General features: G+C 27.6%; 9 protein-coding genes and 1 other annotated feature. All 9 genes read right to left on the reverse strand.

Features of this window, described 5'->3' with window-relative positions:
* Positions 1–4: 4 nt before the first annotated feature.
* The 9 genes from JJC01_16500 to JJC01_16540 all read right to left on the reverse strand — a co-directional run bounded on the left by JJC01_16500 (position 5) and on the right by JJC01_16540 (position 12974).
* The gene (locus tag JJC01_16500; GenBank protein ID UDN57750.1) at positions 5–1156 is read right to left on the reverse strand and encodes a cysteine desulfurase; all 1152 of its coding nucleotides are present in this window, start codon (positions 1154–1156) and stop codon (positions 5–7) included.
* Positions 1157–1812: 656 nt separating this feature from the next.
* Complete coding sequence (locus JJC01_16505; protein UDN57751.1) at positions 1813–2535, reverse strand: amino acid ABC transporter ATP-binding protein; 723 nt, start codon at positions 2533–2535, stop codon at positions 1813–1815.
* A 58-nt stretch (positions 2536–2593) separates the two neighbouring features.
* Positions 2594–3271 carry an amino acid ABC transporter permease gene (locus JJC01_16510; protein ID UDN57752.1) on the reverse strand — a complete coding sequence of 226 codons (678 nt, stop codon included), beginning with the start codon at positions 3269–3271 and terminating at the stop codon, positions 2594–2596.
* A gap of 27 nt (positions 3272–3298) precedes the next feature.
* Positions 3299–4114, reverse strand: coding sequence for a transporter substrate-binding domain-containing protein (locus JJC01_16515; protein ID UDN57753.1), 816 nt, complete (start codon positions 4112–4114; stop codon positions 3299–3301).
* A gap of 228 nt (positions 4115–4342) precedes the next feature.
* Positions 4343–4557: a binding site (T-box leader), on the reverse strand.
* A gap of 344 nt (positions 4558–4901) precedes the next feature.
* Positions 4902–6968: an ATP-dependent helicase gene (locus tag JJC01_16520; GenBank protein UDN57754.1), complete on the reverse strand. Its 2067-nt coding sequence runs from the start codon at positions 6966–6968 to the stop codon at positions 4902–4904.
* Positions 6969–7046: 78 nt separating this feature from the next.
* Positions 7047–10076: an EAL domain-containing protein gene (locus JJC01_16525; protein ID UDN57755.1), complete on the reverse strand. Its 3030-nt coding sequence runs from the start codon at positions 10074–10076 to the stop codon at positions 7047–7049.
* 50 nt (positions 10077–10126) lie between these two features.
* Positions 10127–11587: an extracellular solute-binding protein gene (locus tag JJC01_16530; protein ID UDN57756.1), complete on the reverse strand. Its 1461-nt coding sequence runs from the start codon at positions 11585–11587 to the stop codon at positions 10127–10129.
* A gap of 92 nt (positions 11588–11679) precedes the next feature.
* Complete coding sequence (locus JJC01_16535; GenBank protein ID UDN57757.1) at positions 11680–12054, reverse strand: hypothetical protein; 375 nt, start codon at positions 12052–12054, stop codon at positions 11680–11682.
* 179 nt (positions 12055–12233) lie between these two features.
* Entirely contained in the window at positions 12234–12974 is a 741-nt protein-coding gene (locus JJC01_16540) for an OmpA family protein (GenBank protein UDN57758.1), read from the reverse strand.
* Positions 12975–12979: the final 5 nt, after the last annotated feature.

Raw genomic sequence — 12979 nt, forward strand, 5'->3', positions numbered from 1 at the left:
TTCTTTATTTCTTTCTCATTATTGACCTTAAATCACAAATTGATTCTTTTAATACTTTCACAGCTTCAGATATCTCATCTTCTGTATTCATATCAGATAGGCTAAACCTTATTGTTCCATTGATTTCTTCATTTGTAAGACCTATGGCATTCAAAACATGACTACCTTTTTTCTTAGAAGAACATGCAGATCCAGTTGACACATAAATTCCTTTTTGCTCTAGGTAATGAAGTAAAACTTCTCCCTTTGTACCTATAAATGATACATTTAATATATGACATACGCCATCTTCTGGAGAATTAATTTTTATATCTTCTATATTCTCAACTATTTTATTTCTAAATATGTTTTTTAAGTTATTTATCTTCAAAATAACAGCATCTAAATCTTTACTTAATATATTTACAGCTTCTCCAAGCCCATATATTCCAGGTACATTTTCTGTTCCAGACCTAATTCCAATTTCTTGTCCTCCTCCTGTTAGCATAGGCTTTAAGCGATTATTTTCCTTAATATACATAAATCCAATTCCCTTTGGACCATGAAATTTATGTGCGCTTACACTCATAAAATCTATATTGTATTTAGATGGTCTAAAGTTTATTTTTCCATATGATTGAATAGCGTCTACATGGAAATATATCTTCTCTTTTAAAGACTTCAGATATTTTCCAACTTCATCTATTGGCTGTATAGTTCCTATTTCATTGTTAACATGCATCATACTTACTAAACATGTAGCTGATTTTATAGCATTTTTCAAATCTTCTATATTTATCTTTCCATCTTTTCCGACCTCTAAGTAAGTTACTTCAAATCCATCTTCTTCTAAATCTTTTAGTGTGTTTAAAACAGAAGGATGTTCTATATTTGTAGATATTATATGATTTCTTCTCTTCTTATTTAGATTGGCAATACCTCTTATTATAGTATTATTACATTCTGTTCCACCTGATGTAAAATAAATCTCTTTATCTTTCGCGCCTAGAGATTTAGCTATAATTTGTCTTACTTCTTTTATACCTTTTTCAACTTCCACACCTTTTCTATGAACAGAAGAAGGATTTCCATAATCCGTACTAAGTGCATATACCATTTTATCTATAACTTCTGGATAAGGTTTTGTAGTTGCACTATTATCTAAGTATATTTCCAACTTAATTACACCTGCCTTTATTTAAAATCTTCAACTCTAATTATTATACCATTAATTACAGTATTTTTTTTGTTAATCTTTATTAAAAAGATAATCTTAAGTTTATAGAATCTTCTTTCATAAAAATCTAGTTTTTCACTTAACTACAAAATTTTATGCTAAAATATAATATATTTATACTATACCCTACAAAAATACGTGATAACATACAATATATGATAAAATAATATATTATATAAAATAAATATATTATATTATACATATACTTATTTTTGCTATAAAGTCTATTTTTATAAGCTTACTTGTTATAAAAATAACTTTTATAATTTATATCAAAAAAAATATTGATTTTTGTGTCGCATTTTGTTATAATAAATTAAGGTTATCCCCCTGGTAACCCTAGTTAGTTAATATATCTATTCCCAATACCCTTTCATAAGGATATATTTTATATTTATTAAAAATCGAATTAATATCGGAAACTAATTCGATGGAAAAAAAGAGCTTACCCCGAGCTCTTTTTTTTTCTGCAAAAATATAATATTAAGCTAAGATAAAGTTAATGTAAGTATAATTTTAATTTTAAAAATCATATTAATTAGCACTAAAAAAGGATGTATTGAATTTCTAATATCAATACATCCTTTTTTTATATATTATAACACTTTTGCTAAGAATGATTTTGTTCTATCGTGTTTTGGATTTCCAAAGACTTCTTCTGGAGAATCCTCCTCAAGAATACTTCCTCCATCTATAAAGATAACTCTATCTGCAACTTCTTTAGCAAATCCCATTTCATGAGTTACAATTGCCATTGTCATTCCTTCTTTAGCAAGTTCTTTTATAACATCCAAAACTTCATTTACCATTTCTGGGTCAAGAGCAGATGTTGGCTCATCAAATAACATCATATCTGGTTCCATAGCAAGAGCTCGCGCTATTGCTATTCTTTGCTTTTGCCCTCCAGATAATTGTGATGGATATGAATCTTTTTTATCTAAAAGACCAACTCTACTTAATAAAACTTCTGCTTTTTTTTCTGCTTCTTCCTTAGTCATTTTTTTTAATTTAATTGGTGCCAATGTTATATTATCTAAAATAGTCTTATGTGGGAATAAATTAAAGTTCTGAAACACCATACCTATATTTTGTCTAACTTCATCAATATTAGTTTTTTTATCAACTAAATTTTTTCCTTCAAATATTATCTCTCCACCTGTAGGTATTTCTAATAAATTCATACATCTAAGAAGTGTACTTTTACCAGAGCCACTTGGACCTACTATAACCATTATTTCGCCTTTAGCGATTTCTAAGTCTATATTTTTTAATACATTTAAATCTCCAAAAGATTTACTTAAATTTTTTATTGTAATCATATTATCACTTTCCTTTTTACTATTCTATGTTTTCCCTAAATGCTAAACATGCTCTCATCTAGTTAGACACAGATAGTTTCTTTTCTAATAATCCAACTAATCTTGATAGAGTAAATGTTATAACAAAATAAATTGCTGCTGCTACTATTAATGGCTCTAATGCTCTGAATGCTGCATTTTTTACTATATCAGCAGTACGCATTATCTCAACAACACCTATTACAGATATTATTGAAGATTCTTTTACAAGTGTAATAAACTCATTTGCTAATGAAGGTAGTATATTTTTTATAGCTTGAGGTATTATTATATATCTCATAGTTGACCAGTAATTTAATCCTAATGATCTACTTGCTTCCATTTGTCCATTATCAACTGATTGTATACCTGATCTAAGTATCTCTGCCACATATGCACCAGAGTTTACTGACAATGCAAATGCACTAGCTATAAATTCACTTGGTATACCAAATAACATAGGGAATCTTATTCCTAATTGAGGTAATCCAAACCATACTATATATATCTGTACTAATAATGGTGTTCCTCTTAAAATCTCAATATAGATTGATGATATTACTCTTAATACTTTACTCTTTGATATTTTTGCCATACAGATAATTATACCTATTACAAATCCAAAGCATAATGCCACAAGAGAAATTCCTACTGTCACACCTGTTCCTTCCAAAAAAGAAGTCCCAAATCTACTTAAAAAACTAAAATCTAAACTCATAATTTCATCTCCCACATAACTTTCTTACTAATTTGAAGCAGCTTCAGTAGATGCTTCATTTAAAAATTCTTCTATTTTTTTACCATCTTGTAATTCTTTTATTTTTTTATTTAATAATTCTATAAAGTCTTTGTTGTTATCAGCTTTTTTAATTGCTGCTGCCATACCTTCTGTTACATCTTTACCAACTTCAGTATTTGCCATTTTTATTCCATCATATTTTTTAACATTTATTAAAGAAACTGCTTCATTAACAACAACTGCATCTATATTTCCATTTTTTAATTCTGTGATTAGGTCAGGTACTGCTTTTAAAGATTTTGTAGTTGTCATTTTTAGAGTGTTAACTACATATTCTTCTTGAATGCTTCCTGCCTGTACCCCTACTCTAAGTTTTTTCAAATCGTCTTCAGTTTTTACTTTGTCTATATCTGCATCTTTAACTATAACTGCATTTCTACTTAAATAATATAATTCTGAGAAATCAACACTCTTTTCTCTTTCTGGTGTTGGAGACATCCCTGCAAGAACCATATCAACTTGGTCTGCATTTAAAGCACCTATTAATCCATCAAATGACATATCTTTAATTTCAACCTTTACACCAAGTTCCTTTGCAAATTCTTCAGCCAACATTACATCAAATCCTTTTATTGAATCTTTACCATCTACTACTTTATGAAATTCAAATGGTGGGAATTCTGCACTAGTACCAACAACTAATTTTCCACTTTCTTTTATTTGCTCTAATTTTGTTTTTTCTTCTCCACCACTACATCCTACTAGCGATAATGTTAATCCTAATACTAATCCTAAACTTAATAATTTTTTAAATACTTTCATTTTAACTACCCCTCTCTTTTAATTATAATTTTCCCTCAAATTTTTAATACTTTAATGTTTCGAGTTACAAAAAAAGTCCCTCAGTCTTTAATGACTAAGAGACGACTTTACCGCGTTACCACTCTTATTGATAAATACTTATACAACCTTCAAAATTTGTGAATTTTAGCCTTTATAGCTACAGGGATATTTTAATTTTAAAATCAAAAAAGTCCCTTAGCTTTACAGCTAAGAGACGAATTATATCCGCGTTACCACTCTTTTTGATAAGTAAGTACTTATCCTCTCAATCCCTTAAGGCGGGCAAACCAATTATCATACTAACTAAAACTTCTGATAATTTCCTCCAGAGCTCTCTTCACATAGACTTCATTGCTAGGCTTACACCAACCCCTAACTCGCTGTAAATCCATATATGCTACTTTCTCTATCACTGGATTTGTTTCCTTAAATTGTTAATACAATTGTACTTCCTTCTAATATTTTTGTCAATAAGTTTTTTATTTTTTTAATAATTTTATTTTCTAAAATTTAGATATTTTATTACATGCTTGTTGATATTATCCATATATTTATAAATAATGTATTTCTTATTTATTTCTGTTCTTTAGGTAATTACAAATAATATACTTCTTATTTGTTTCTATTTCTTAAATGCTTATAAATAATATTTTTCTTTTTATTTCCATTATTTAAATACTTATAAATAATATTTTTCTTTTTCATTTTCATTGCTTAAATACTTATAAATAATATATCTTATATTTATTAAATTTTATATACTAAGTTAAATAATATGGATTATATTCTTCAATAAACAAGTTTTCAAATCTAAAGTTCGCTCTCTATCTTTAAACTTTATCGTAAACATGTTTCCATCTTTTTTGATTATTTCGCCTTCGTGAAATTTTTTATGGTATACCTTATCACCAACACCAATACTATCAATTTCTTTTTTAGTTGGAGATTTTATATCATTGATAAACAATGATTTATCAACTTTTTTACCATATTTATTTAAAGTAGAACTTATACATAGTTTTTCTTCAGCTCTTGTAATAGCTACATACATAAGTCTTCTTTCTTCTTCTAATTGTTCCTCTTTTTTTTCTTCCTTACAAATATCATATGATTTTTCATGAGGTATTGTTCCTTCATTTGCACCTATAATATAGACATTCCTAAATTCTAATCCTTTTGCACTATGCATAGTTGTAAATATAACACCATCAGTCTGTTTATTCTTGTTATTTTCCATTAACTCAATCTTTACTCTCTCAATATGGTCTAAAAACTCTGTCACTGTATTGAAATTTGTAGCAGAACTCTCAAGTTCGTTTAATATCTCTACAAGCCCATTAGTCTTTATCTTTCTATTGCTACAGTAATCCAAGACATATCTATCATAATCAAGACTAGTTCTAATATAAGATATTGCATTTTTAGGATTTAAAGTATTCAAATAGCTCAAGTCTATCTCCAAATCTGTTATTGTTTTGACTTGTTTGGGATGAAGGTTACATTTGTTTATTAGTGCTGTTACAAAATCTTTTTCATCTTTAACCATATTTACATTATCTTTAGATATATATCTAAATGGCTTATTTATAATTCTTAACCAATCTTTATTTGATTTTGGATTAATACCTATTCTTAAATATGCTAGTATATCCTGACTTGCCCAATGGTCATATATTGTAATTACTGAATCTTTTACTACAAATGGAATTCTCATATCCATAAATACATCTACTAAGGCTCTTGACTGTATATTAGTTCTATAAATTACTGCAAAATCTGAATACTCTACATAATCCTTTTTTATTTCGTCAATTATTTCCTTGGCAATATGCAAAGCTTCTTCCTCTGAATCATATGGAGAAATATAACTCACAATGCCTCCCTTACCTTGACTACATTTAATAACTTTTTCATATCTATTTCTATTTTTTTCTATAAGCCTGTTTGCAGTATTTACTATTTCACTTTTAGACCTATAATTTACATCCAGCACTATTTTTTTAGTATTATTAAAATATTTTTCAAATTCAAGCAAAAAATCTGGTCTAGCTCCTCTAAAACCATATATACTTTGGTCTTCGTCTCCAACCGCAAATATGTTGTTTAGTGGATTACAAATTAACTTTAAAACCTCAAATTGCACTTTATTTATATCTTGGAATTCATCTATCAATATATATTTATATACATTCCTAACCATTTCTAAGGCTGATTTATTATTCAAAAGCAAATAATAAGTCTTTATAAGCATATCATCAAAATCAATCTTATTAACTTTTGATTTTTGCTCTTCATATAAATTATATACTTTTAAAAACTCATCTTTTGTCAACACTTCTGAGCTAAATTCATTCTTATCCATAAGTTCATTTTTTACATAAGATATTTCATTTATAACTTGACCTATATTTTCATCATCATCTGCATTTTCTATATTTAGACTTTTTAATATTGCCTTTATTGTTATCCTCTTTGACTTTTCATCAAATATGCTATCTAAATTGTACCTTTCAAAATACCTCAAAATCTTAAAAAACACAGAATGAAAAGTGCCATATGTTACCTTATTGAGTCTTATATCATCACTTAAACTCAATGCTCTATTTTTCATTTCTACTGAGGATGCTTTGGTAAAACTTATCGCCAATATTCTTGCTGGTGCTATATTTTTGTTTACTACCATATTAGCTATTCTATATGTAATTACCCTAGTCTTACCTGAACCAGGCCCTGCAAGTATCATGCAAGGCCCATCTATATGTTCAACTGCTTCTAGTTGATTTTCATTTAACTGTCTTATATCTATATTTGTTGTGATTATTATATCCACCACCTTAATTTATAATCATCCTATTTTCTTTTTTAATTATAAACTAAAAGTATCCTAAAAATACATTTAATTTTTCTTCTATTAAACTATATCATCTCTATTTTCATAACATATCTTGAGTTCCTGTTTAATTTTATCACTTATATCTTGAGGAACAAATTCTGGTTTACCAATGTAATATCCTTGAATATAATCTATTCCAATAGCTACTAATGCTTCCATTTCACTTTTGGTTTCTACACCTTCTGCTATAACTTTAATATTTCTTTCTTTAGAATATGAAATAAGGTTTTTTAGTATTTTTCTTCTATCTTCATCTTTGTCAATACCTCTTACAATAGACATATCAATCTTCACATAATTTGGCATTATGTACAGTAGTACAGCATCGCCATTGTAACCTGTTCCAAAATCATCTAAAGCAATTTCTATATTCCACTGATTTATATACACTTTCTTTTTGTCAATAAAATCTTCACTAATCTTATCATTCTCTGTTATTTCTAGCACTACCCTATTTAGATAATTACCATATAAATCTTCTATTTCTTCAAAATCAACTTTTGATAAATTATTATTTGGTATAGAATTTAAGAACAATTTACACACTCCAAACTGTTCCCTATATCTCTTAAAAGATTTAAGTGCTTTGAACCATGTGATACGTTCGATTTGATATAACTTAGACTGTGAACGAGCCAATCTAATAACATCCATTGGAGAACTAAAAGTTTCCATTTTGGGTCTCATAAGTGCTTCATATGCAAATACTTCACCTTTACAATCCACAATAGGCTGAAATGCATATTCAACCAATTGACCATCAATTAATTTATTTAACTCTTCTCTATTATGCAACAAGAATGAATCTTTATTATATATATTGACATCAAATTCACTTACTTCGCCTTTAATTGTATTTTTAATTTGATACATAGCAAAATCTGCATATTTCATTAGTTCATCATAGTTAGTTGAATCGCTAGGATACCAAGAAATTCCTGCTGATGCTCTTATTTTAAATTCTGTCCCATCATGAAGCTTTAATAAAGTATTATTCATCTGTATCTTAACAGAGTTAATAATAGTTCTTATGCTATCTTTACTTTCATACCCATATATGAATACATAAAACTCATCCCCTGAAAGTCTAGAAACTATACCATTCCATGATATAAACTTTTTAAGTATATCTGCTGCACATCTAATATATTCATCACCAGCATCATGACCATAGGTATCATTAATATATTTTAAATTATCTAAATCCCACATTATAAATGCAGCTATTTTAATCTCTTCTTTATTTTCAAATTTTTCTCGTACTTGTGAATAAAAAGCTCTCCTATTTAGAAGATTTGTTAAAATATCAAAATCTCTTTCATACTCAATTTTCATTTTCTCAATAAACTCTTTTGTAACATCAACAACAACACCTAATATCTTTAAGTCATCTTCAACAATATTTAATCTTATCCACTTAGAAGTTTTATCTTTAGATTCAAATTTATATATGTATATATTTTCTGTCTTATAATTTTTCTGTAAATATGTATCCATTTCATTCATTTTTTTTATAAATTTACTTTTTGATATATATCCATATTCTTGAAATTCATCATCCGTAGTAAATATACTAAAAAATCCTTTTGTACAAAAAACATTATCTCCATTTTTATATAATTCAAAAGCTCCAATTGGCATATCTGCAATTTCAATAATTTGTGATAATTTTGATGAGGAATCTGCAACATTTGCACTAAGTAGCTCTATGGCTGAAGATAATTCATCTATTTCAGATATGTTTATTTTATCAAGATTTACTGGTTTTGATGGATTACTATTTCTAACTTTATTAACCAAAAGAACAATTGGTTTTGTAAACAATCTCGACGCAATATAAATACCTATAAGCCCTATCACTAAGGAAACTGCAACAGACACTATTACCAAGGTTTCCACTCTTTTTGAAAAACACAATAAACTTTTTTCTTCAATAATTCCCAAAAGAGCCCAACGCTCATTTTCAAATGGAGTATTGGAATTGTATAAATCTAAATATTGTACACTAGCATAAGTACTTTCTTTAATTTTACCATCATCTTCATTTTTAACTTTATATACATTTTTATAAGATTCTTTTTGCTCAAGGTTCGAATGTAAACCATCCCAAAATTTGTCTTTAAATGTATAACCATTCGAAACAACATTTTCAAATGCCAAATCATCATTTCTATCTACGCCTAAAATATAATTACCTTTTTTATTTTCATTTATCTCCCCATATGGAAGCAACTCTCTTAAATAATTTATACCTAAATCTATTCCAAGTACTCCATATACAGTTCCATCTTCATAAATAAGAGGAACTGAATATGTTATAACTCTATCGCCTTCATTTGTTAATAAGAACTGACTTCCCCAGTATCCTAAATTAGAACTTGATGTATTTGGATTATCAATTGCAGCTCTAAATGGTTTATAAAAGAAATTATCTCCTTTTTCCTCATTTTCACTTTTAAAGGAAAACTTTGGAGCCCAATAACTATCCATAGATATTCCAAAACTTCTTGCTATCTCTGAGGAGCCTCTTTCAATTAGCAAATCAGAATTATCATTTGGGTTAAATTTAGGGTCTAGGTCTCTTATATACAATCCTGTCTTACTTATTTCATCTTTACTATTTATTGAATCATATTCAATATCTTTGTTATTTAAAATTATGAAAGAACCTGTAACAGAATTTTTTCTCAAAAGATATATTAAATCTTTTGATATATTTTTTATAATTTCTTTATTAATTTCTTCGTTTATACCCACATCTTTAATTGAGACATTATTTTCATCTAAAACCTTTTTTACAGATGAGTTAATAGCTAGTTCTGTCTCGCTTGTCTTTGACCATCTTTGTAACATCTCATTTTGTATATAATTTTTACGATTAATTACTCTTTCATTTAAAATATCAAATGAATTATCATTTAGTCTTTTAATAGTTCCTCCCCATAAAATTGTGGCACAAAATAAACTTGTTTGAATTAGCATAACAATAATTAGAGGAAATATCATCTTTTTCATTATTGAGTTATTCTTTTTTAGATTATTTTCCATATTTATTCCACCCATACCTTTGTGCATTTTGGTACACGTTGCCAATTCACCTACTCTTTTACAGCATTTTCAAGCTCAGTCTTAAAATTTAAAAACCATGCTGAAAAATTTTCATTATTATTAAATTGTGCTACTGCATTCTCTTTAGAGGTTCCATTTTTTATTAATTCATTTATTTTATTTAAATCTTCTTTAGCTTTATCAATCATTGAATACTCAAGGATTTGTCTGGCTTTTGTCCCACCATCAAATGCTTTATTAGTGTACAACTTACAACTATTAATCTGTTCAATAGATGAAACAATTGAACTTTCCACTTTACTTGATACCTTTAAATCGTCTTTATTCATAACATCCTTTATAACATCCAAATTATTTGTTTTTTTCTTTACTGGTAGATATCCAGAAGCAATAGAGAATTTTACATTAGACTCTTTATCTGTAAACCATTTTAAAAATTCTACTGATGCATACTCTTCTTCTTTAGTAGATTTTGTTACAGCCATTCCTGCCCCTTGTTGTACAGCATATTTTTCTTTATCTTTAAAACGTGGAGCTTGAAAGACAGATGTCTCAATTTTATAACTCTCATTATCATTTAACATTACTTCATCTGGAAAATATGATGCTCCTGAACTAGAGCCAACAAGAGCTAGTATATCTCCTGTTTTTGCATCATCAGAACGGAACTTACCATAAGATGCAAAATATCCATTTATATATGGGACATAAAAATTATGCCATAATTTTTTCATAACCTTTTCATCAAGATTCAATGTAACTTTTCCATCTTTAACTGAAAAAATTTCTACTCCTAACTGCTTACTTCCTATAATAATATAATTTGCTAGAGCATCTCTTCCAAAAAATGCTTTACCATCATTAGGCTCTTTTGTTAAACTATCTGTCCATTCATAGTATTTCTTTGATGTCTCTACTAATCCTTCAATTGTTTGTATATCATTTATATTTGAATTTGTTGCTTTGGCAAACTTATCCCAATCTGTCTTATTTAACATCAAAATCTCAGTAGACTTTGCAATCGGAAAAAGCTTAAGTTCGTTATCAGAATTTAGTCTACCTTCATCTACATATTCTTCTATATACTCATTTAATTCATCCTTACTTATGTACTTATCAATATCTACTAGTAGTTTTAATTTATCCATTTCATATGCAGTATCTGAGTACGCTGCAAAAATATTTGGAACATCTTCAGAACCAACCTTTTTATTAGCAGAATCCAGCACCTTTTCAGATAAATCAACTACATTTCCCTGACTAAACGCTTCAACAATAATTCCTTTTTCAGCACCTACAGTGTCATTAAATTCCTTAACTAGCTTATCAAACGCCATTTTTTGCTGTCCATTATAATAATGCCAAATTTCTATTGATGTCGGATTTTCTGGATCTAGTTTATAACTCTCTTCCTTTTTCAAATCACACCCTGTAAGTAATAAAATAATCATTGATGTGATAATTAATTTTACAAATCCACTCCTATTCATAAAATCGACTCCTTCAAATGTATAAAATTTATTATAGCATTAAAACCGTAACTTAATTACTTATATTAATTATAAAATATTTACTGATATATTTAAATAGGACTAACAGTATATTTAAAAGCAACTAGAAAACAAATGATTACAAATATTGAAAATATACCTTTAGCATAATTCTTCTCTCTAAATGCACCAAATGATACCAAACCTTGTTGAATAGCCACTGTAATTACTAAAAGTGTCATTATTATATTAAGCTGAACTAACTTAAACAGATAAAGTAAAGAAAATATTACTAAAAGAACACATAATACAATACTAGATTTATTAATAATAGTAGTAATCTTATCTTCTTTTTTATGTTGTTTATTAGATTCTTTTAACTTCTCTTTATTTAAAGTTTCAACCTTTTTATTATACCTTGCCCTTGTTTTATCTTTATATTTTGTGTTTTTATTCTTATTACCCATTTATTTACTCACCTTTGATATCAATTTTAAAATTGAGTCCTTTCATAATTTAAATATTATATATTTAAGATACCATATATTATCACAAAAAGGTAACTTACTAATCATCTATTTTTAATTTTCGCATAAAAAAGCTATCCCTTATTAGAAATAACTCTGTATTGAGATAGCTTATTTAACTATTTATTTTCTCCAACATTTTCTACATCATCGAACTTACTATCAACCAAGACTATATCAACTCTTCTGTTTTTTGATTTGCCATCTGGAGATGAATTGTCAGCTATTGGTCTAAATTCACCATATCCTACAGCAGACAACTTATTTGGTGCAATACCTGCACTATCAATAAGAAGTTGGACAACATTGGTTGCTCTCATAACTGATAAATCCCAATTAGATTTAAATTCAGAATTTTTTATAGATAGGTTATCTGTATGACCTTCTACTCTTATATAACTATTCATTTCATTTAACATCTTACCTATTTGAATAATCTTATCTCTAGAATCATTTATTATAACAGCTTTTCCAGTATCAAATAATATAGTATCTTTAAGGCTTATTACTAGTCCTCTATCTTGAGCTTTTAATGATACCGAATTTGCCAATCCACTTTCATTTAAATACTTTTGAATATTTTCACCAACTTCTTTAAACTCAGGATTTTGTAAACTATCTAGATTATTATTGTTTTGGTCAACTACTGGTTCTATTTTATTTTGTCCACCTTCAATAACTCCAGATGAACCACCAAATGCAGAACTTAGAGATTGAGATAATTGTTTATATTTCTCTGCATCAACATTACTCATAGAATACATTATGACAAAGAAAATCATAAGTAATGTTATGAGGTCTGAATAAGTTAAAAGCCATCGCTCATTATTTTCTTCTTTTTCGTCTTCATCATGTAACATAAATA

The organism is Clostridioides sp. ES-S-0010-02 (assembly GCA_020641055.1).
GTDB lineage: Bacteria > Bacillota > Clostridia > Peptostreptococcales > Peptostreptococcaceae > Clostridioides.